A 20,163-nucleotide genomic window follows, 5' to 3' on the forward strand; every position below is an offset into this window, starting at 1 on the left:
CGCCCAGCACCGGGGGCTACGAGCCGCCGGCCGGCACCGGGGGCTACGAGCCGCCGGCGCCCGGTGGCTACGGCGCTCCTGCTCCGGGCGGCTACGGCGCCGCGGCGTCCGGCGGCTACAGCCAGCCGCCCAGCGGTGGCGGCTTCCCCGAGCCCCCGGGGCCCGGCTCCTTCCCGCCCGCGGCCGGCTACGGCCAGCAGCCGGCCTACGACCCGAACGCCTACCCCGGGGCAGGCGCCGGCTACCCCGTCGCCCCCGTCCCCGGGAGCGCAGCGGGTGGATTGGCCGAATGGCCGAAGCGCGCGCTCGGTGGCCTGGTCGACTACGTCGCCGCGGGCGTCGTGATCGCCATCGTCGTGAACATCCTGAGCAACATCTCCTCGGGGCTCGGCACCGTGGTCAACATCATCTTGTCGGTCGGCTGGATGTGCTACCTCGGCTACAAGAGCGGCACGACGGGGGTGACCTTCGGACGCAGCATCGCCAAGACCAAGCTGGTCGCGGAGAGCGGCCAGCCGCTCGGCGTCACGAACGGCATCATCCGCCAGTTCGCCCACATCATCGACTCGATCATCTGCTACATCGGCTGGCTGTTCCCGTTGTGGGACGCCAAGAAGCAGACCCTCGCCGACAAGATCATGAAGACCGTCGTGATCGACAACTCGGCGGATCCTCAGGCGAGCACCTACAACTGGCAGTGACAGCCGTGCTCTGAGGCATCGTCACGGACGCCGCCGGAAGTCGCAGAAGCCGCCGAGGACTCGGCGGCTTCTGTGCTCTCCCGGGCGTGTGCTCGAGCGGCCCGGCCGCCACCAGCCGTCCCACCACCCTGCCGGCGACACCGCCACCGTCCCCCCAGCCGCTGGCGACACCGGCACCGTCCCCACCCGCCGGCGACACCCCCGGGTCCGGGTCGCCGCCGGCGGTCCGCCGGGGACGGTTCCTTTCCCGTTCGCAGGTGTGTCCCCTTTCCCGTTCGGGGGACGGTTCCGCGAACGGGAAAGGGGACACACCAGTGACGGGAAAAGGAACCGTCCCCGGGGACTCCCCGGGCGGTCCTCCCGGGGGGCCGGGCGCTCCGTCCCCGGGCGGTCCGTTCCCGGCGGTTCCCGCTCCCGGGTGGGCCGCGGCGAACCAGCGGGCCGGGTCAGGGCTCGAAGCGGTAACCGATGCCGGGCTCGGTGATGAAGTGGCGGGGGGCGCTGGGGGCGTCCTCGAGCTTGCGGCGGAGCTGGGCGAAGTAGACCCGCAGGTAGTTGGTCTCCTTCGCATACCCCGGACCCCACACCTCGGCCAGGAGCTGGGCGCCCGACACCAGCGTGCCCGGACGCCGCAGCAGGGCCTCGACCAGGTGCCACTCGGTGGGTGTCAGCCGCACCTCCGCGCCGTCCTTCGTGGCCCTCTTGGCCGCCAGGTCGAGGGTGAAGGACGGCGTGGTCACCACGGGTCCGGCCGCGAGCGCATGGACGTCGGAGCGGCGCAGCGCCGCCCGCACCCTGGCCACCAACTCGTCCATCCCGAAGGGCTTGGTCACATAGTCATCGGCCCCTGCGTCCAGCGCCCGCACCTTCTGGGCCTGGCTGTCGCGCGCCGACAGGACGATCACCGGGACGGTCGACCAGCCGCGCAAGCCGGCGATCACCTCGACGCCGTCGATGTCGGGCAGCCCGAGGTCGACGATCACCAGGTCGGGCGGGCTGGCGGACGCGGCGCGCAGCGCAGCCGTTCCGGTGCCCACGGCCTCCACCTCGTAGGACCGTGCCCTCAGGTTGATGACCAGGGCACGGCGCAGTGCGGGCTCGTCCTCAACGATCAGCAGCCGCGGCATCGGCCACCTCCAGGGTCAGGGTCATGGTCAGCCCCCCACCGGGGGTCTCGGACGGGGTGAGGGTACCGCCCATCGCCTCGGCGAAGCCGCGCGCGATCGCCAGCCCGAGGCCGACCCCGGTCGTGGCCCGGTCGCCGAAGTGCTGGAAAGGGGCGAAGATCTCGGCGAACCGGTCGGGAGAGACCCCGGGCCCGTGGTCGACCACCCGGACGGCCACCCACCGGTCCTCCTGCCTCGCGGAGACGAGCACCTTCTCGCCGTCGGGCAGGTGCCGGTCGGCATTGGCGACGAGGTTGGCGAGGACGCGTTCCAGCAGCCCCGCGTCCGCGCGGACCAGCGGCAGGTCCTCGGGGATCGCCAGCTCCACGCGTCCCTCGCCCAGCCGGACGACACCGGCCATGACCTCCAGCAGCGCCGTGGGTCGCGGGTGCACGGACAGTGCCCCTGCCCGAAGTCTGCTGGCGTCGAGGAGGTTGGCGATGATGTCGTTGAGTCGGTGCGCGTGTTCCTCGATGGTCTCCAGCAGCTCGGCCTCCTCCGCCGGGTCGAGGGTGATGTCGCTCTGGCGCAGGGTGGACGCGGCCGCGGTGATCGCCGCCAGAGGGTTGCGCAGGTCGTGCCCGACCGCCGCGAGCAGGCTCGCCCGCAGTTCGTCGATGCGTCCCAGTTCCTCCGCACGGTGGGCCTGGCCGGCCAGCTGGCGGGTGCGCCACAGCCGGCCGGCGGTCAGGGCCAGCGAGCTGAGCAGGCCGCGGTCCTCGCCCAGCCGCTCCGGCCCGCTGAGCTGGAGCACCAGCCGCTCGCCGGCCGGGACGGCGATCACCGTGTCGTCCGGCTCGGGCGTCCCGGACGTGGCCAGGGTGCGGCCGTCCTCGGTGAGACTGACCGCGTGCATGCCGTACAGCGTCCGCGCGTCGGCCAGCGCCAGTTCGACCGACTCCGGTTCGTGCTCACGGTTGCCGACCTCCGCCAGCAACTCGGCCTCCAGCCGCGCACGCTCGGTGCGGCCGCGCGACCGGGCGCCGGCCTCCGTGACCACCCCGACCAGCGCCGCCACGGCGGAGAAGATGAGCAGGTCGATCAGCTCGTTGCCGTTGGCGACCAGCAGGCTGCCGTAGGGCCGGGTGAAGAAGAAGTTCGCCAGTCCCAGGCTGATCGCGGTCGCCGCGAGCGCAGCCAGAACCCCGCCCACGACGGACGCCGCGACGGTGACCAGGACGAACAGCAGCAGTACCGTGTCGAGCCCGAGCCGGTCGCGCACACCCAGCAGGGCGACGGTGAACAGCGGCGAGCCGAGCGCCGCCACGCCGAAGCCGTACAGCTGGCGGCGGCGGGACAGCCGCGTCCCGAGGCCACTGGCCGGTCCCCCGGCGCCGAGGTGCTGGCTCACCTCTGAGAGCTTGCCAGACTCCGTTCGCGTTCGCGTCCCTCCGAAGGGTCAGCACCGTCGCGGGCGGCGGCGTCCGGCCGCCCTGGCGGATCCGTGGGAGCGGCGGCCTGAGCGGACGGTGCACGGGGGCCGGACGTCCCTGTCGCCGACCCGGTCGGGGGGACGGCGATCTCCGCGCCGGCGCCGGGACGTGCCAGGCTGTACGGCGCCGCGGACGACAGCTGGTACGGGACGCTGGTGACCATCACGCCCGGCATGTACAGCAGCCGGGACTTCAGCCGCAGCGCGCTCTGGTTGTGCAGCACCTGCTCCCACCAGTGGCCGACGACATACTCGGGGACGAACACCTGAACGACGTCGCGGGGGCCGACGCGGATCTTCGACAGGTAGTCGAGCACCGGCTCGGTGAGGTCGCGGAAGGCCGACTGCACCACGGTCAGCGGCACCGGGATCTCCCGCGCCTCCCACTCCTCGATCAGCTTGCGGGTACGGGCGGGACTGGTGTCGACCCGCAGGGCGGTGATCGTGCTGGGCCGGATCGCCCGGGCGAACGCGAGCGCCTTCAGCGACGGCTCGTTGACCTGGCTGATCAGGACCACCGCGTGGATGCGGCTCGGCAGCGTGATCCCGCCCGCCTTGGGGGCGAGCTGCCGGGAGACGCGCTGATAGTGACGGTGGATCCGGACCATCACCAGGAAGAGCACCGGGATCGCGATCACCACGAGGTACGCGCCGTGGGTGAACTTGGTGAACAGCACGATCACCAGCACCACGGCGGTGGCGACGGCGCCGACGGCGTTCACCAGCAGCGAGCCGACCAGCTTCGGCGTCCAGCCCCCGTCGGCCGCGCGGCGGCGCCAGTAGACGACCATGCCCGACTGGCTGAGGGTGAACGAGACGAACACGCCCAGGATGTACAGCTGGATGAGCCGGGTCACCGAGCCGTCGAAGACGACGATCAGGCCGCCGGCGATCGAGGCGAGGATCAGGATGCCGTTGCTGAAGACGAGGCGGTCGCCGCGGCGTCCGAGCTGCTTGGGCAGGTAGCGGTCCTCGGCGAGGATGGACGCCAGGATCGGGAACCCGTTGAAGGCGGTGTTCGCCGCCAGCACCAGGATCAGGGTGGTGAAGCCCTGCACGGCGAAGAACCCGACCGTGTTGTTGCCGAAGACGGCCGCGGAGAGCTGGGCGAGCACCGTCCGCTGCTCGTAGCCGGCCGGGACGTTGGTGAGCTGGTCGGTGCTGTCGGCGATGTGGACGCGGGCCCAGGTGCTGAGCACCGAGATGCCCAGCATCATGGCGATGCTGAGTCCGCCCATCGCCAGCAGCGTCAGCGACGCGTTGTGCGCCTTCGGCGTGCGGAAGGTGGGGACACCGTTGCTGACGGCCTCGACGCCGGTCAACGACGTGCAGCCGGACGCGAACGCGCGCAGCAGCAGGAGGATCAGCGCCGCGCCGGCGGGGCTGACACCGGCGAATCCGAGGTCGGCGGACTCGGCGATCGGGGCGTGGCCGTTGAGGGCGTTCCAGAAGCCGACGCCCAGCATCACGAAGACGCTGAGAACGAAGCCGTAGGTCGGGATCGCGAACAGCGTCCCGGACTCCCGTACGCCGCGCAGGTTCATCAGGGTCAGGACGAGGATGAAGGCGATGCACAGACCGACGCCGTAGGGCCGCAGGTGGGGGAAGGCGGAGACGAAGTTCTCCACTCCGGACGCCACCGAGACCGCCACTGTCATCACGTAGTCGACCATGAGGGCTGCCGCGGCGACGAGGGACGCGTTGCGTCCGAGGTTCGCCCTGGACACGGCGTATGCGCCGCCGCCGTCGGGGTAGGCGTGGCAGGTCTGGCGGTAGCTCAGGGTGACCAGGGCCAGCAGGGAGACGACGGCGACCGCCACCCACGGCGTGAGCAGCAGCATCGACGCCCCGCCGAGGGCCAGCACGAGGATGATCTCCTGGGTGGCGTAGGCGTTGGACGAGATCGGGTCGGAGCAGTAGACGGGAAGGGCGAGGCGCTTGGGCAGCAGCGTCTCCGCGAGCTGGGCCGAACGCATCGGATTGCCCACGAGCAGCCGCTTGGGCAGTCGTAACGGAGTGGTCACGGGTCCAGCCAAGGTCGCGCCGGGGCGGGTTTCCAGGCCCTTGACGTGTTCTTGATGCCGCACCGCCCGACCTTGACGTCCCCTTGACGACCCCCGGGCTGACGACCCCCGGGCTGACGACCCCGGGCTGACGACCCCGGTGGCCGCCGGTCGGGGATGACCCGGGGACGGTTCCTTTCCCGTTCGCTGGTCCGTCCCCTTTCCCGTTCGGGGACGGTTCCTTTCCCGTTCAGGGCGATCCGTCCGGCTCCGGCTTGGACCGGGGGGGGGGCTCCGCGGCCGAAATCAGGAGACAGGCTGCGCCGTCCAGTCGCCCGCGATGTGTTCACGACGGACGCGGGAGGCGCTCAGCCCCGTGACCTCGGCGATGCGGTCGTACGACACCGAGCGCGTCCGCAACTCGCGGATGGCCTGGCACTGCGTGGAGCGGGAGAGTCGCTGGAACTGCTCCGGGCTGGCCGCGCCACAGGCCTGAGCCAGCAGTCCGGCCGCCTCACTGGTGGTGTGGGCGGGGCGGCGCCCCCGCGTCCCGGGGAGTGCCTCGAGCGAGGTGCCGGCCTCGGCGGACGACAGTTCAGTGAGCACCCGTGAGGACAGGAGCCTGCGGAGCTCGTCCTCGTCGACGATCGAGGACCGGCCGAGAAGGCTTCGACTGCCCCACCGGTAGTCCTCGGCGTGGACGACAAGGCCGGCGGCGACCGGGTTGTCCCAGACGTAGCCGATCAGCGTCAGCAGGTAGGCGTCGTCGTCGACCGCCACGCTCTTGAACCGATCCTGGAAGAGGTGGCCCACCCGTCCGTACTTGCGGTTGAACCAGCCGGCGTAGCGGACGCCGATCCGCTTGACCACGGCGCCGAGTTCTTCGTCTCCCGTGCGGAGCACGAGGTGGACGTGATTGGACATCAGGCAGTAGGCCAGAACACGGCAGCCGGACAGCTCCTTGGCTTTGGCCACCGCATGGAGGAACCGCATCCGGTCCTCGTCCTCAAGGAAGATCACGTCGCGGTTCACCCCACGCAGCAGCACGTGGTAGATCCCGGACGCAGCAAGCTCTCGAGCATGTCTCGGCATGTCGTCCTCCCCTTCGCGATGGTCTTGGGCTTTGTGTCTCGTGAGCTTAAGGAGCCTCGGGCCCGATATCACCTGGCCGAATCGGATCTGTGGATAACTTCTTCGATCTCGCGAAAAGCCTGTGGACGGCTGACCGGCCCGTGGTCGTCTCTGCGCCGCCGATGAAGCGGAATAGGGACGGACCAGCGAACGGGAAAGGAACCGTCCCCCGAACGGGAAAGGAACCGTCCCCCTGACGGGAAAGGGGACGGTTCTGCGAACGGGAAAGGAACCGTCCCCCGAACGGGAAGGGGGACGGACCAGCGAACGGGAGGGAACCGTCCTCGGTGGTCGGTGGTCGGTGGTCGGTGGTCGGTGGTCCGGGCCGGGGTTGGTTCCGGGGTTCCGTTCGGTGGTCGGGCCGGGGCTGCTCGGGGGTCCGGGGGAGCGTTCGGGCCTCCGCCGGGGTGCATGCTCGGGGTCAGGATGGCGGGCGCGTCCGGGGGCCCGGGTGAGGCGGTGGCGGGGGTCGGCAGGGGCTAGGTTGACCGCATGCGTGCGTTGGTGAAGACGGCTCCCGGGCCGGGACTCGAACTCGTGGATGTCCCGGAGCCGGTGTGCGGGCCTGCGGACGTGAAGATCCGGGTGGTCCGGGCGGGGCTGTGCGGCACCGACCTCCACCTCGAGTCGTGGGACGACTGGGCCGCGTCCACGGTCGTGGCGCCCCTGACCATCGGGCACGAGTTCTACGGGGAGGTCGTCGAGGTCGGGCACGAAGTCACCGGCATCCTGCCCGGCGACCGGGCCTCCGGCGAGGGGCACATCGTCTGCGGACGCTGCCGCAACTGTCGCGCCGGCCGGCGCCACGTCTGCATCCACACGGTCGGGCTGGGCGTCAACACCAACGGCTGTTTCGCCGACTACGTGGTGATCCCTGCCGCCAACGTCTGGCTGCAGCCGGACGCGATCGACGCCGAGCTCGGTGCCATCTTCGACCCGCTCGGCAACGCCACCCACACCGCCCTGCAGTGGCCGGTCGTGGGAGAGGACGTGCTCGTCACCGGTGCCGGCCCGATCGGTGTGATGGCCGCCGCGATCGTCCGCCACGCCGGCGCCAGGCACGTCGTCGTCACCGACGTCAGCGACTACCGGCTCGGCCTGGCGCAGACCGCCGGCGCCGACCTTTGCGTCAACGTCGCGCACACCCGGATCGCCGACGCCCAGCAGCGACTGGCGATGCTGGAGGGCTTCGACATCGGCCTGGAGATGTCCGGTGCCCCGTCCGCGGTCACCGAGATGCTGGCCAACCTCAACCACGGCGCCAAAGTGGCGATGCTCGGCCTCCCGAAGGACCCCTACCCGATCGACTGGGGCAAGGTGATCACGCACATGATCACGATCAAGGGCATCTACGGGCGCGAGATGTTCGAGACCTGGTACCTGATGAGCTCGATGCTGGCCACGTCGCCCGCCCTCGCCGACGCCATCCGCTCGGTGATCACCCACCGGTTCGCCGCCGAGCAGTGGGCGGACGCCTTCGCCACCGCCCGCAGCGGCGAGTGCGGCAAGGTCATCCTCGACTGGAGTTGATGCTCAGCCCTGTGCCGGCGTCGCGTCCTCGCCCCGGTCGGCCTGGTCCGCCGCGGTGCCGTCATGGCTCCGGGCGGCCTGCAGCGCACGGCGGCCGGACGGCAGCAGCAGCGCGACCGCGGCCACGAGCAGGGTCGTCAGCCCGGACAGGATCAGGACGAACTCGACCGAGCGGACGTCGGCCAGCGGACCGAAGACCGCCATGCCCACCGGCATCGCGATCGCCGAGACGATCCCGAAGAAGCCGAACACCCGGCCCTGCCGCTCCGGTTCGACCGCCTCCTGCAGCGCCGTCATGGACGGCGTGGAGAAGGCCGGCACCGCCACCCCGATCCCGAACATGAACCCGTAGAAGACCCACAGGTTCGTCGACAGACCCATCCCGATCGACAGCACCCCGAAGGCGATCGACGCCGCGATGATCAGCGTCATCCTGCCGAACCGCTTGCCCCACACGCCGATGGTGGCGCCGGCCAGCATCATGCCGATCGAGAACGACAGCTCCAGGACGGTCAGCTTCCAGACCTCCTCGCCGAAGCTGCGGGCCACCATGAGCGGGGTGAGGAAGGACGGCGCGGCCGCCAGCACCATCACGACCGCGTACAGACCGAGCAGCCACCGGACCAGCGGGTGACCGACCACGTAGCGGAACCCCTCGGCCAGGTCGGTGAGGTAGCCGGACGGTGCGGCCGCGGGCCGGACGATCCTGGCGACCGGCACCAGCGAGAGCAGGCTGATGCCGATCACGGCCGTCGCCACGTCGACGCCGAGGACCGCCGCCAGCGGCAGGGTCGCGTAGAGCAGGGCCGCCACCGGCGGGGCGACCAGCATCATGCCCGCCTGGATGGTCTGGCTGAGTCCGTTGATCGCCAGCAGCCGGTCGGCCGGGACGAGCTGGGGGACCAGTGCGCCCACCGCGGGGGTCTGGATGCCGGCCCCGACCGAGCGCACCGCGAGCACGACGTAGATCAGCCACAGATCCCTGGCGCCCAGGAACATCAGGATCGCCAGCGTGAGCGTGGCGGCGGCGATGGCCGCGTCCGCGCCCATGATCAGGAACTTGCGGTTGTGCCGGTCGGCCCAGACCCCGCCGAAGATCGAGACGATCGCCTGCGGCAGGAACCCGAACACCGTCGAGAGGGCGAGCACGGTGCCGTCCTTGGTGGTCAGGGTCAGGTACCACATCACCGCGTACTGCACGAGCATCGACCCGAACAACGACACCATCTGGCCGCTGAGGAACAGCGCGACGTCGCGACGCCACCGTGGACGCTCCGCGCCGCTGCCCGGCATCGAGTCGTTGCTCATCCCGCCATTCTGGTCGCAGCCACTGACAGCCGGAAGCCGCACCACGGCGGGACCCGCCACGCGTAGGCTCGACCGCATGGACGCCATGCTGCGCGCGGAGCTCGCCACCACCCTCGCCGGGATCAGGGACGCCGGGTTGTACAAGTCGGAGCGGCAGCTGACCTCGCCGCAGTCCTCGCACGTGGAGACGGTGCACGGGGAGGTGCTGAACTTCTGCGCGAACAACTATCTGGGGCTCGCCGACCACCCGGACGTGATCGCCGCGGCGAAGTCCGCGCTGGACGAGTGGGGGTTCGGCATGGCGTCGGTCCGCTTCATCTGCGGCACCCAGTCCCTGCACACCCGGCTGGAACGCCGGCTCAGCGAGTTCCTCGGCACCGAGGACACCATCTTGTTCTCGTCCTGCTTCGACGCCAACGGAGGGGTGTTCGAGGTGCTGTTCGACGAACAGGACGTGATCATCTCCGACGAGCTGAACCACGCGTCCCTGATCGACGGCATCCGGCTGAGCAGGGCGCGGCGGCTGCGCTACCGCAACCGCGATCTCGCCGACCTGGAGGACCGGCTGAAGGAGGCATCCAGGGCACGGCGCCGGGTGATCGTCACCGACGGCGTCTTCTCCATGGACGGCTCCTACGCACCCCTGGACGGAATCTGCGACCTGGCCGACACCTACCGGGCGCTGGTGCTCGTGGACGACTCGCACGCGGTCGGGTTCGTCGGCGAGCACGGCCGAGGGACGCCCGAGCTCTTCGGTGTCGAGGGCGACGTCGACATCGTCACCGGCACGCTCGGCAAGGCGCTCGGCGGGGCCTCGGGGGGCTACGTCAGCGGCGCGTCGGAGATGATCGCCCTGCTGCGCCAGCGGGCGCGGCCCTACCTGTTCTCGAACTCGGTCGCCCCCGCGGTGGTGGCAGGCTCGCTGGCCGCGCTGGAACTGGTCAGCTCCTCGCAGGACGCCCGTGCCCGGCTGGCCGCCAACGCCGCCCTGTTCCGGACGCTGATGAGCAGCGCCGGCTTCGACCTGCTCCCCGGTTCGCACCCGATCGTCCCGGTGATGTTCGCCGGCGAGGACGGCGCCCGCACCGCGTCCCGGATCGCCGACCGGATGCTCGCCGAGGGCGTGTACGTGATCGCGTTCAGCTACCCCGTGGTGCCGAAGGGGAAGGCGCGGATCCGCGTCCAGCTGTCGGCCGCCCACTCCGAGGACGACGTGCGGGCCTGCGTCCGGGCGTTCAGCACGGCACGGGACGCGGTGGGCGACTGAGCGCCCCCGGCTGCGGTGTCCCGCCGGGGCCGGGCGCCCGCGCCCGTGGGGTGTCCGCGGGGATCCTCCTCGACCGGGTGAGGACACGTCGCCGCTGATCGGCCGGGCGCACGGGGCGAGCGCCAGGGCGAGCTTCAGCGGTTGAGATAGGCCAGCACGGCCCGGACACGGCGGTTCTCCTCGCTCGGGCCGAGGTCGAGCTTGGCGAAGATGTTCGCGACGTGTTTGGCGACCGCCGCGGGGGTGACCACCAGCTGCGTGGCGATGTGGGAGTTCGACGCGCCGTTGGCCATCAGCGACAGCACCTCGAGCTCGCGCGGGGTGAGCCGGTCCAGCAGCGGATCGCCGCGGCGGGCGTTGAGCAGCTGGCCGACGACGTCGGGGTCGACCACCACCCCGCCGGCGGCGACCAGCTCGATCGAGTGCAGGAAGTCCGCGACCCGGCCCACCCGCTCCTTGAGCAGATAGCCCAGACCGCCGTCCCTGGCCTCAAGCAGGGTCGCGGCGTATGCCGGAGCGACGTACTGGCTGAGCATCAGGACCGGCAGTCCGGGATGGTCGAGCCGCAGTTGGACGGCGGCCCGCAGCCCGTCGTCGGTCATCGACGGCGGCATCCGGACGTCCGCGATCACCAGGTCCGGCAGGCCGTCACCGGCGTCGAGCCTGCGACACTGCGCGAGCAGCTCCGGGGCGTCCCCCGCCTCGGCCACGACCTGGTGCCCGGCCCGTTCGAGCAGTCCGACCAGACCCGCGCGGATCAGGGCCGCGTCGTCGGCCACCAGCAGTCTCATCGCCGCTCCTTCGGGTTGGGGAACGTCGCCCGAACCAGCGTCGGGCCACCCGGGGGACTGGTCAGCCAGCAGTCGCCGCCGACCGCCCTGGCCCGCTCGACCAGCCCGCTCAGGCCGTGTCCGGGCCGCACCACCGCACCCCCGCGGCCGTCGTCGTAGACCTCCACCTCGAGCGGGTCGGCCAGGACCAGCCGGACGGCCGCCGCGCTCGCCCCCGAATGCTTGACGATGTTGGTGAAGGCCTCGCTGACCAGGTAGTACGCGGCCAGGGTGAGCTGTTCGCCCGGCTCGGCCGAGCCGCTGATCTCGACCCGCACCGGCATCGGCTGCCGTTCGGCGAGTTCGCGGACGGCTGCCGCAAGACCGCGGTCGGTGAGGATCTGCGGGTGGATCCCCCGGACGGTGTCCCGCAGCGACGTCATCGCCGCCTCCACCGAACCCCGGGCCAGCTCGAGCGCAGCCCTCGCATCGTCGGGACGGCCCTGGTCGAGCGCGTAGTCCGCCTCGCCCAGGTGCATGGCGAGCAGGACGAGGTGCTGCTGGGCGCCGTCGTGCAGGTCCTGCTCGATCCTGCGGCGTTCGGCGGCGAACACGTCCACCAGTTCCCGCCGGGACGTGGTCAGCTCGTCCACCTTCCGGCTGAGCTCGGAGTAGGGGCGCAGTTGCAGGTCGATCACGAGAGCCTGCGCGGACGCGAGCGCCCACGCGCCGTAGAGGCCGCCCATGACGACCAGCAGCAACCCCACCACGGAGAGGACCCGGTCGAGGGGGGCGGCGGGCGCGCTGTACACGATCACCAGCGAGCGGATCAGGGACGACACCGCGCCCGCCCACGCCGTGCCCGGCACGAGGTCGATCAGCCCGAAGAGCACGGTGATGCCCCAGACGGACAGGTTCCCGTCCTTGAGCCCGCGCAGGTCCCAGGGGTGCCGCACCCTGCTGCGCGGCAACGGGCTGAGCCGGGGCAACCCGAGCACGACCAGTCGCACCCGCTCCACGTTCGCGGTCACCCAGGTGACCAGCGGCAGGACCAGGACGCCGACGATGCCGGCCACGAGCGCGGCCAGGCCGGCCACCATCGAGGTCAGGCAGTAGAGCACCGAGCGCCACGCCAGCGGGCTGGCGAAGATCCGCAGCGGGTTGCCCGGCGGGGCCAGGTGCGCGCGCAGGTCGGCGTCGCTCAGCTGGACGGGCCGGGTCATGCCGCCACCCTATGGCGTCCCCGCCGCCCCGGTCAGGTGCGCAGGGACCACCGCAGGGTCGTGCTGGCACTACCCCGAGGACGCCGCTCAGCGCCCGTGAATCGGGGCCCCGGCTGAGGTTGGCTGGGAGGCATGCTGAACTCCGCCGGGCGCACACTGAGCGCCCACAACATCTCCAAGTCCTTCGGCGACGTCCACGCGCTCGACCGGGTGTCGCTCGACATCCCCGCCGGGCAGTCGGTGTCGGTGATGGGTCCGTCCGGGTCGGGCAAGTCGACGCTGCTGCACTGCCTGGCCGGCATCCTGCGGCCGGACTCCGGGGACGTCAGCCTGGGCGAGGAGCCGGTCTCGCTCTCCTCGGACGCCGCCCGCAGCCGGCTGCGGCTGGAGCGGATGGGCTTCGTGTTCCAGGACGGCCAGCTGCTGCCCGAGCTCCCGGCGCTGGAGAACGTCGCCCTGCCGCTGCTCCTGCTCGGCCTGCCGCGCGCCGAAGCGCTGGGACGCGCGGCCGACTGGCTGGCCCGGCTGGGCCTCAGTGGTATGGAGAAGCGGCGTCCGGGCCAGCTGTCCGGTGGCCAGGAGCACCGGGTCGCCATCGCCAGGGCGCTGGTCGGCTCGCCTGCGGTCGTGCTCGCCGACGAGCCGACGGGCGCTCTCGACCAGGCCACCGGCGCCGAGGTGATGCGGGTGCTGACCGCCGCCACCAGGGAAGTGGGCGCCAGCCTGGTCGTCGTCACCCACGACTCCAATGTTGCCGCCTGGTGCGAGCGTCACGTCCAGATCGTCGACGGCCGGCTGTTCTCCGACCTCACTGCGGCGGAGGTGGCCTGATGCGCGTCCTGCGGCTGGCTCCGCTGCTGCTGCGCGGACGGATCTCGGCCGGCTACGGCCTGATCGAGGCGATGAGCGTGGCCGCGTTCACGCTGAGCGGCTGGTTTCTGCTCGTCGTCACCGCGGGCATGAACGCCTTCTACCACCGGCAGCTGGTGCCGCCGGCCGCCTTCCTGGCCGCCCTGGGCGATGACGCCGCGTACGGCGCGTCCCAGCTCGTCGTCTGGACGATCCTGGCGGCCTGCGCGGGGGTGCTGCTGATCGTCCCCGTCCTCACTCTCGGCGCGGCGGCCGCCAGAATGGGCGCGCTGGGCCGCGACCGGCGGCTGGCCGGCCTTCGGTTGCTCGGCGCGACGGGCGGCCAGGTCGTCGCGTTGAGCGCGATCGAGACCATGCTGGCCGCGCTGGCCGGGGCCGTGCTCGGCACGCTCGGCTATCTGGCCACGCTGCCGCTGTGGGCGGGGGTGGCGTTCCAGGCGACCCCGCTCGGCGCGGGCGAGATGCTGCTGCCCGCCGCCGCCATCGCAGGGATCGTGGGGCTCCTGGTCCTGCTGGCCGGAATCAGCTCCGTGGTCGGACTGCTGCGGCTGCGGATCTCGCCGCTCGGGGTGGCCCGCCGGCAGCCTCGCACGGCGCTGAGGCTGTGGCGGTTCCTTGCCCTTCCGGTCGTGGTGGTGGCCTGGCTGGTGGTCGCGCCGATGTTGAACCTCGCCCGCGAGCTGGTGTTCAGCGCTGCGGTCATCGTCGGCACGCTGGGTGTGTTCATGGGCGTGATCAACCTGGTCGGTCCGTGGCTGCTGCAGGTGCTGGGCGTCCTCCTGGCCCGTTCGGGTCACCCGTCGGTGCTGCTGGCCGGGCGGCGGCTGCTGGTCGACCCGAAGGCGGCGTGGCGCTCGGTCGCCGGCCTCGCCTTCGTCGGGTTCACCGGCGGTGCGCTGGTCAGCCTGCCCGACTTCGCTGCCGATGCCGATCCGCTGGTCCGCATCCTCGGCGAGGACGTCCGCACCGGCACGTACCTGACGCTGGCGATCGCGTTCGGCGTGGCTGCGGCGTCCACGCTGCTCAACCAGGCGTCCGCGGTGCTGGACCGGCGCGGGGAACTCAGGCGCCTCGCGAACATGGGCGTGCCGACCCGGCTGCACGACCGGACCCGACTGGTGGAGGTGGTCGCCCCGGCAGCGCTCAGCGCGCTGGGTTCCGGCGGTCTGGCGGTCTTCTTCTTCGGCCTGCTGCCGAAGGTCGGCGCCCAGCAGCTGGGTGCGGTCCCCTTCGCCGTCGCGCTCCTGCTCGGCCTGCTGGTGGTGTGGGCGGCGGGCGAGGCCTGCCGCCCCCTGGTCCGGGCCGCGGTCGCCGGCACCACCCTGCGCCCCGACTGAACCGGGCCGCCGACGGCACGCCGACCCGTCCCTGACCGGGAAAGGGGACAGACCTGCGAACGGGAAAGGAACCGTCCCCGATTTCGTTCGGGGGACGGTTCCTTTCCCGTTCAGGTGTCTGTCCCCCTTTCCGTTCGTTTCGTTCGGGGGACGGTTCCTTTCCCGTTCAGGTGTCTGTCCCCTTTCCGTTCGAGGGTCTGTCCCCTTTCGTTCAGGGTGTGCAGGGGGCGATGGGCCACGCCTTGGGCCTCCCGTACACTCGTCGTCGAGGGGAGTACTTCCCAGCCGCCTGTTGGTCAGTCCGGACGCGCGATCGCGTCCCCGCAGGTGGGCCGGCGACGGTGGAGGAGACCTCACAACATGACCTGCTGTGAGGAGACCCCGTGAACCCACCCGTCCTCGAGATCGCGATCGGTTCGCCCGAGCTGTGGGCGATCAGCATCGCCGGCGTCCTGGCCCTCTTCGTGCTCGACTTCATCCTGACCCGCAAGCCGCACGAGGTCTCGATGAAGGAGGCGCTCGGCTGGTCGGCGTTCTACATCGCGTTGCCGCTCACCTTCGGCGTCTGGATCTGGACGACCTTCGGCGGCGAGCGGGGCCTGGAGTTCTACGCCGGCTACCTGGTCGAGAAGTCGCTCAGCGTCGACAACCTGTTCGTCTTCATGCTGCTGCTGTCGTCCTTCGCCGTGCCGCGGGAACTGCAGCAGCGTGTCCTGCTGATCGGGGTGGCGGGCGCCCTCGTCCTGCGCGGGGTGTTCATCGCGCTCGGGGCGGCGATGCTCGCCAGCTTCTCGTGGGCGTTCCTGGTGTTCGGCGCGATCCTGCTGGCCACGGCGGTGAAGGTCCTGCGGGACACGCTCAACCCCGGTGAGCACGAGATCGACCCCGGCACGCTGCCGATCGTGCGGCTGGTCCGCCGGTTCTGGCCGGTGACCGACGGCTATCGCGGCCCGCGGCTGAGCGTGGTCGAGGACGGACGCCGCGCGATCACCCCGTTCGCGCTGGCGACGCTCGCCATCCTCGGCACGGACGTGGTGTTCGCGGTCGACTCCGTCCCCGCGGTGTTCGGGATCACCGGCGACGCCTACCTCGTCTTCATCACCAACGCGTTCGCGCTGCTCGGCCTGCGCGCGCTGTACTTCGTGCTCGAGGGCGCCCTCGGGGCCCTCGCCCATCTGGGCTACGGGCTGGCCGCGATCCTCGCCTTCATCGGTGTCAAGCTGGTCCTGCACTGGGCGCACGGCGTGTGGCCGGGGGTGCCGGTGGTGGAGACGCTGCCGTCCCTGGGCGTGATCGTCGGCATTCTCGCCGTGGTGATCACCACCAGCCTGATCGCCAACCGGAGGGCGCAGCGGACGGACGCCTGAGCCGGACCGGGGTGTGCGGGAGGGTGCCCGAGCGGGTTCAGACGAGCTGTGCGATCCGGACGGCGATCAGGACCACCAGCACGGCCAGGACGCCGGCCAGCCCGAGCCACTGCGTCCGCGACCGGTCCTTGCGGGGTGCGTACACGATGATCGCCGCGGCCAGCGCGCCGCCGATCAGGCCGCCGATGTGGCCCTGCCAGGAGATGCCGTTGCCCATGAAGGTGAAGGCGATGTTGATGCCCAGCCAGACCAGGATGTTGCGGACGTCGCCGTGCACCTTGTACGCGATCACCAGCAGCGCGCCGAGCAGGCCGAAGATCGCTCCGGACGCGCCCAGCGTCTTCGACTGCGGATCGGACCACCAGAGCACGGCGGTGGAACCGGCGAGCGCGGCGAGCAGGTAGACCGCGAGGAACCGCCCGCGTCCCAGCGCGCGCTCGAGGCCCGGGCCGAGGAACCACAGCGCGAGCATGTTGAAGCCGATGTGCAGCGGTTCGACGTGGGCGAACGCGCTGGTCAGCAGCTGCCACGCCGCGCCCTGCGCCACCCCCGGCTGCCAGCTGCCGTCGGTGAGCATCGCGCACACCGACGGGGTGGCGTTCGGGTAGTAGGAGCCCGGCTGGCCGAGCGAGTTGCAGCGTCCCGACGGCAGCAGGGCGAGCTGGTCGCCCAGCCTGCTGCCCGATCCGCCGGTGAGCAGGATCGCCACCCAGATGACGGCGTTCATCGCGATCAGCGTGATGGTGGTCGCGGCAGGGTTGGCCGAGCGGGTGCCGCCGTAGGAGCCCTCGTTCTGGCGGGTCTGCCGCGCTCCCGCCGCCACGCACTCGGGGCACTGGAAACCGACCGCCGCGGGGATCATGCAGTCACCGCAGATCGGGCGTCCGCAACGCTGGCACCGGATGTAGGTGGGCCGGTCCGGATGTCGGTAGCAGCCGTAGGCCACCGGCTGCGGGGTGCTCATGGGCCGAATCTACCCGGCGTCGCCACCGGGCGCGGCACCGGGCGCGGCGATGTTGATAATGGGGACATGACGGGAAAGCGGGTGGCGCTGGTCCTCGGGTCGGGTGGGGCGCGCGGGTACGCCCACATCGGCGTGCTGGACGTGCTGGCCGAACGCGGGTACGAGGTCGTGGCGGTCGCAGGGACGTCGATGGGGGCGCTGGTCGGCGGGCTGCACGCCGCGGGGAGGCTGGCCGACTACACCGAGTGGGTCACGACGCTCACCCAGCGGGACGTGCTCCGGCTGCTCGACCCGACCCTGGCGGGCGCAGGCGCGATCCGGCTCGAACGGGTGCTGGCGCGGATGAGCGAGATGCTCGACGGCGCGCTGATCGAGGACCTGCCGATCCCGTACACCGCCGTGGCCACCGACATCGGCGCCCGGCGGGAGGTCTGGTTCTCCTCGGGGCCGGTCGACGTGGCGATCCGGGCGTCGGTCGCGATGCCGGGCGTGATCACGCCGATCATGGTCAACGGCCGCCTGCTGGTCGACGGAGGCGTCCTCAATCCTGTCCCGATGGACCCGGTGATCGGGGTGGACGCGGACTTCACGCTCGCCGTGTCACTCAGCGGGGAGAAGGTGCGCGGCACCTCGTGGGGTCCGGCGAAGGAGACCTCGGCGCCGCGCCCTCCGAACGAGTGGCTGGACCGCTTCCTCAAGGGTGCGGCCGGCATCTGGGAGAACGACGTGGTGGCGTCCTTCCTGGCCCGGTTCTCGCGCGGCCACGAGGACGCTCCCGCGATCGAGCCCGTGCATCCGGCCTTCGAGCCGCCACCCCCGGGCCTGGGGATCACCGACGTCACCTCGATGTCGCTGGACACGATGAGCGCGCTGATCACACGGTTCCGGCTGGCTGCGCTGCCGCCGGACGTGCAGGTCAGCATCCCCGGCGACGCGGCCAGGACGATGGACTTCCACCGCGCCCAGGAACTGATCGACCTCGGCCGGAGGCTCACCGCCGCCGCCCTGGACAACGCCTTCGTCGAGGAGCGGGCCCTCACCGAGCCGGGGTCCGGCCCCCGCTGAGCCCGTCGCCGCGCGGCGGGCGCACTCGGATGGACGCCGGCCGCACTGCTCAGGCGCCGACGTCGTGGAGGTGGTGGACGAGGTCGTGGAGCATATAGCGGCCGAGGCTGTCGAGGGTGAACAGCGAGCCGTTGCTGCGGATGCCAGGGCGTGACCACTCGTCCGCACCGACACCGGTCCACGCGGCGGCGTTCGCCTCCGCCGCCGCGGCGAGCTCGGCGGCGACGGCGGCCGGGTCCTGCTCCCAGTAGCGGTCCTGGCGGGCGGTCGCGTCCTGGTCCCAGTTCGCGAACCGTGGATCGTCGGCGGTGCGGATCAGCCGGTTGCGATCGGTGAAGACCCGCAGCACGTCACGGACGTGGCAGCCGTACTCCAGCGGCGACCACACCACCGGGTCGGGGCGCTGCCGCGCGTCCTCGCGGGCCAGCACGTCCTGCCACGGCGCGGTGGCGGCGCGGACGAGGCCGGGCAGGTCGTGGGCGTCCACGTCGGCGGCGAGAAAGCCGCACTCGGGGCAGGGACGTTCGAGGACGAAGGTCCAGTCCTTGTCGTCGGGCTCGGGAGTGGCGGGCGTCTGCACCGGCCCAGGATAGGGTCCGCCCGGCATCCTCAGCACGATCGTGCCCGCATCGAGGTCGAGCGGTTCCGGACCCGTCCCGCCCTGCTCGGAGTCGACGACCAGCATCTTCTCCGCGTCGAGGTACTCCCGCGCGTGCCGGTAGCCCGGGTTGAACAGGGAGAAGAAGTCGCTCATCGGCAGGCCCCGCAGCGGGGTAGGGGGGAGCCCGGCGCGGAGGACGAACGGTGCGGGCGGTTTCTCATGACCCACTCAACGCGCGAGGAGCTCCGCAAACTCCGCGACGCGGTGGAGCGCGATCCCGTCCCGCTGCTCGCCGGCCAGGGGATGCTTCGATCCGGCGGACACCATCAGCAGCGGCGCCATCCCCGGATCGCGGGTGTAGATGGTGAGCTGGAGGCCGCGCGTCGGCTGCTCGTAGGGCAGCTCGGTGGCCAGCCACCCCGACAGCGGAGCGGTCGCGGCCCGGTTCGGATCGCTCCAGCTCCTGGCGATGCACTCCATCGACGCCTCGTCGACCTCGGTCCAGACCGACCAGACGAACACGTCCGGGTCGGGCTCGACCACCGGGAGCTGGATGTGCCCTCGGATGAAGTGCCTCGTGGTGCCGTGGCACGGCAGGATGCACACGTCCGGGGTCAGCTCGGCCTCCATCCGCTCGCCCTCGCTGACCGCCAGCCAGTCGTCGGGAGCAGAGGTGCCCAGCACGCGGGTGAGGTCGTGGTGGACCCGGCGGCAGACGGCGCAGGGCCGGTTCGACCCACTTATCACCGGGACCATGGCGACAATCCTCCACCCCGCCGGGCAGGGCGCGCGGCGAAAGGCCCGAATTGCTCCCTGTCGCGGCCGGTGGGGTTCGGCCGGACGCGCCCCACCCGGAACGCTGAACATCGAGTACCGCATCCCCGCCGAGGAGGCGTCGGTGTAGCTGAGGCCGAACACCGCCGCGTAGAAGCGCTGCGCCACGTCGAGGTCGGTCGTCATCAGGTCCATCCACAGCGGGGCGCCGGGCTCGTCCACGAGCTCGATCCCCGGGTGGCTACCGGCCTGCCAGGCGCTGAAGGCCGCCCCGGTCGGATCCTGGAAGTGGGCCATCCGGCCGAGGTCGCCGACCGGGGCCGTCCCGGCCACGGTGCGGCCACCGGCGGAGGTGACCGCGGCCGCCGTGGCCGCGACGTCGTCGCTGGCCAGGTAGACCGACCAGCGCGGAGATCCGTCCCCGCCGGGCGGCGGGACGGACAGCCCGGCGACCCTCCGGCCGTCGGCGAGGGCGTTGTGATAGCCGTGGAACTCCGCGGCCCCCTAGGCGGTTGGGGTGTCCGCGTCGAGGGAGCGGGTGGAGGCCGGGTCGGCGTCCGGGTTAGGTTGGCGGGCATGAGGCTGGGCGTCGACTTCGGAACCACCCGCACGATCGTCGCCGTGGCCGACCGCGGCAACTACCCGGTGGTCGCG

Annotated in this window: 17 protein-coding genes and 1 pseudogene; 7 read left to right on the forward strand and 11 right to left on the reverse strand. The window is 71.6% G+C overall.

The genetic code is table 11. The annotated features are described in order from the left end of the window. A partial coding sequence (locus QM633_RS05330) for an RDD family protein (RefSeq protein WP_415152694.1) occupies positions 1–701 on the forward strand: 701 nt, incomplete at its 5' end. Between the two features lie 446 nt (positions 702–1,147). Here QM633_RS05330 and QM633_RS05335 read toward each other — a convergent pair. From QM633_RS05335 to QM633_RS05350, 4 genes are all read right to left on the reverse strand, one after another. After that, positions 1,148–1,828, reverse strand: coding sequence for a response regulator (locus QM633_RS05335; RefSeq protein WP_415152695.1), 681 nt, complete (start codon positions 1,826–1,828; stop codon positions 1,148–1,150). Next, positions 1,806–3,218, reverse strand: a complete 1,413-nt coding sequence (locus QM633_RS05340; RefSeq protein WP_415152696.1) for an ATP-binding protein — start codon at positions 3,216–3,218, stop codon at positions 1,806–1,808. Before QM633_RS05340 ends, QM633_RS05335 begins: the two co-directional genes overlap by 23 nt. Further along, positions 3,215–5,323, reverse strand: a complete 2,109-nt coding sequence (locus QM633_RS05345) for an APC family permease (protein ID WP_415152697.1) — start codon at positions 5,321–5,323, stop codon at positions 3,215–3,217. The genes QM633_RS05340 and QM633_RS05345 overlap by 4 nt, the downstream gene beginning before the upstream one ends. 285 nt (positions 5,324–5,608) lie before the next feature. Next, positions 5,609–6,394 carry a transposase gene (locus tag QM633_RS05350; RefSeq protein ID WP_415152698.1) on the reverse strand — a complete coding sequence of 262 codons (786 nt, stop codon included), beginning with the start codon at positions 6,392–6,394 and terminating at the stop codon, positions 5,609–5,611. 531 nt (positions 6,395–6,925) lie between these two features. Between QM633_RS05350 and tdh the strand changes: the two genes are divergently transcribed. After that, positions 6,926–7,963, forward strand: a complete 1,038-nt coding sequence (tdh, locus tag QM633_RS05355; protein ID WP_415152699.1) for an L-threonine 3-dehydrogenase — start codon at positions 6,926–6,928, stop codon at positions 7,961–7,963. A 3-nt stretch (positions 7,964–7,966) separates the two neighbouring features. On the opposite strand, the gene QM633_RS05360 is transcribed toward tdh, so the two are convergent. Continuing rightward, on the reverse strand, positions 7,967–9,271 hold the full coding sequence (locus QM633_RS05360; RefSeq protein ID WP_415152700.1) for an MFS transporter: 1,305 nt from the start codon (positions 9,269–9,271) through the stop codon (positions 7,967–7,969). A gap of 88 nt (positions 9,272–9,359) precedes the next feature. Between QM633_RS05360 and QM633_RS05365 the strand changes: the two genes are divergently transcribed. Further along, entirely contained in the window at positions 9,360–10,538 is a 1,179-nt protein-coding gene (locus tag QM633_RS05365; protein ID WP_415152710.1) for a glycine C-acetyltransferase, read from the forward strand. 134 nt (positions 10,539–10,672) lie between these two features. Here the strand turns inward: QM633_RS05365 and QM633_RS05370 are convergent, their stop codons facing one another. Both QM633_RS05370 and QM633_RS05375 read right to left on the reverse strand, forming a co-directional pair. Then, on the reverse strand, positions 10,673–11,329 hold the full coding sequence (locus QM633_RS05370; protein ID WP_415152701.1) for a response regulator transcription factor: 657 nt from the start codon (positions 11,327–11,329) through the stop codon (positions 10,673–10,675). Then, entirely contained in the window at positions 11,326–12,531 is a 1,206-nt protein-coding gene (locus tag QM633_RS05375; RefSeq protein WP_415152702.1) for a sensor histidine kinase, read from the reverse strand. The genes QM633_RS05370 and QM633_RS05375 overlap by 4 nt, the downstream gene beginning before the upstream one ends. Before the next feature lie 132 nt (positions 12,532–12,663). Here QM633_RS05375 and QM633_RS05380 point away from each other — a divergent pair, with 132 nt between their 5' ends. From QM633_RS05380 to QM633_RS05390, 3 genes are all read left to right on the forward strand, one after another. Then, entirely contained in the window at positions 12,664–13,362 is a 699-nt protein-coding gene (locus QM633_RS05380; protein ID WP_415152703.1) for an ABC transporter ATP-binding protein, read from the forward strand. Beyond that, complete coding sequence (locus QM633_RS05385) at positions 13,362–14,738, forward strand: hypothetical protein (protein WP_415152704.1); 1,377 nt, start codon at positions 13,362–13,364, stop codon at positions 14,736–14,738. Before QM633_RS05380 ends, QM633_RS05385 begins: the two co-directional genes overlap by 1 nt. A 383-nt stretch (positions 14,739–15,121) precedes the next feature. After that, the gene (locus tag QM633_RS05390) at positions 15,122–16,105 is read left to right on the forward strand and encodes a TerC family protein (protein WP_415152705.1); all 984 of its coding nucleotides are present in this window, start codon (positions 15,122–15,124) and stop codon (positions 16,103–16,105) included. Between the two features lie 37 nt (positions 16,106–16,142). On the opposite strand, the gene QM633_RS05395 is transcribed toward QM633_RS05390, so the two are convergent. Next, positions 16,143–17,069, reverse strand: a complete 927-nt coding sequence (locus tag QM633_RS05395) for a rhomboid family intramembrane serine protease (RefSeq protein ID WP_415152706.1) — start codon at positions 17,067–17,069, stop codon at positions 16,143–16,145. 66 nt (positions 17,070–17,135) lie between these two features. On the opposite strand from QM633_RS05395, the gene QM633_RS05400 reads away from it, so the two are divergent. Continuing rightward, the gene (locus QM633_RS05400) at positions 17,136–18,134 is read left to right on the forward strand and encodes a patatin-like phospholipase family protein (RefSeq protein WP_415152707.1); all 999 of its coding nucleotides are present in this window, start codon (positions 17,136–17,138) and stop codon (positions 18,132–18,134) included. Positions 18,135–18,183: 49 nt separating this feature from the next. On the opposite strand, the gene QM633_RS05405 is transcribed toward QM633_RS05400, so the two are convergent. The 3 genes and pseudogenes from QM633_RS05405 to QM633_RS05415 form a co-directional block, all read right to left on the reverse strand. Beyond that, entirely contained in the window at positions 18,184–18,888 is a 705-nt protein-coding gene (locus tag QM633_RS05405) for a DinB family protein (RefSeq protein WP_415152708.1), read from the reverse strand. Between the two features lie 75 nt (positions 18,889–18,963). Then, positions 18,964–19,806 (reverse strand): DUF2199 domain-containing protein, encoded by an 843-nt coding sequence (locus QM633_RS05410; protein ID WP_415152709.1) that lies wholly within the window; start codon positions 19,804–19,806, stop codon positions 18,964–18,966. Then, positions 19,786–19,983, reverse strand: a pseudogene (locus QM633_RS05415) (VOC family protein); the annotation flags it as partial. The pseudogene QM633_RS05415 and the gene QM633_RS05410, both read right to left, overlap by 21 nt. Between the last annotated feature and the right edge of the window lie 180 nt (positions 19,984–20,163).

It is taken from the genome of Propionicimonas sp. (genome assembly GCF_047606205.1).
GTDB lineage: Bacteria > Actinomycetota > Actinomycetes > Propionibacteriales > Propionibacteriaceae > Propionicimonas.

Coding starts and splice junctions, on each gene's coding strand:
- QM633_RS05380 (WP_415152703.1), top strand. CDS start 12,664: ATGCTGAACTCCGCCGGGCGCACACTGAGCGCCCACAACATCTCCAAG.
- QM633_RS05410 (WP_415152709.1), bottom strand. CDS start 19,806: ATGGCCCACTTCCAGGATCCGACCGGGGCGGCCTTCAGCGCCTGGCAG.
- QM633_RS05370 (WP_415152701.1), bottom strand. CDS start 11,329: ATGAGACTGCTGGTGGCCGACGACGCGGCCCTGATCCGCGCGGGTCTG.
- tdh (WP_415152699.1), top strand. CDS start 6,926: ATGCGTGCGTTGGTGAAGACGGCTCCCGGGCCGGGACTCGAACTCGTG.
- QM633_RS05400 (WP_415152707.1), top strand. CDS start 17,136: ATGACGGGAAAGCGGGTGGCGCTGGTCCTCGGGTCGGGTGGGGCGCGC.
- QM633_RS05375 (WP_415152702.1), bottom strand. CDS start 12,531: ATGACCCGGCCCGTCCAGCTGAGCGACGCCGACCTGCGCGCGCACCTG.
- QM633_RS05335 (WP_415152695.1), bottom strand. CDS start 1,828: ATGCCGCGGCTGCTGATCGTTGAGGACGAGCCCGCACTGCGCCGTGCC.
- QM633_RS05395 (WP_415152706.1), bottom strand. CDS start 17,069: ATGAGCACCCCGCAGCCGGTGGCCTACGGCTGCTACCGACATCCGGAC.
- QM633_RS05360 (WP_415152700.1), bottom strand. CDS start 9,271: ATGAGCAACGACTCGATGCCGGGCAGCGGCGCGGAGCGTCCACGGTGG.
- QM633_RS05385 (WP_415152704.1), top strand. CDS start 13,362: ATGCGCGTCCTGCGGCTGGCTCCGCTGCTGCTGCGCGGACGGATCTCG.
- QM633_RS05350 (WP_415152698.1), bottom strand. CDS start 6,394: ATGCCGAGACATGCTCGAGAGCTTGCTGCGTCCGGGATCTACCACGTG.
- QM633_RS05405 (WP_415152708.1), bottom strand. CDS start 18,888: ATGAGCGACTTCTTCTCCCTGTTCAACCCGGGCTACCGGCACGCGCGG.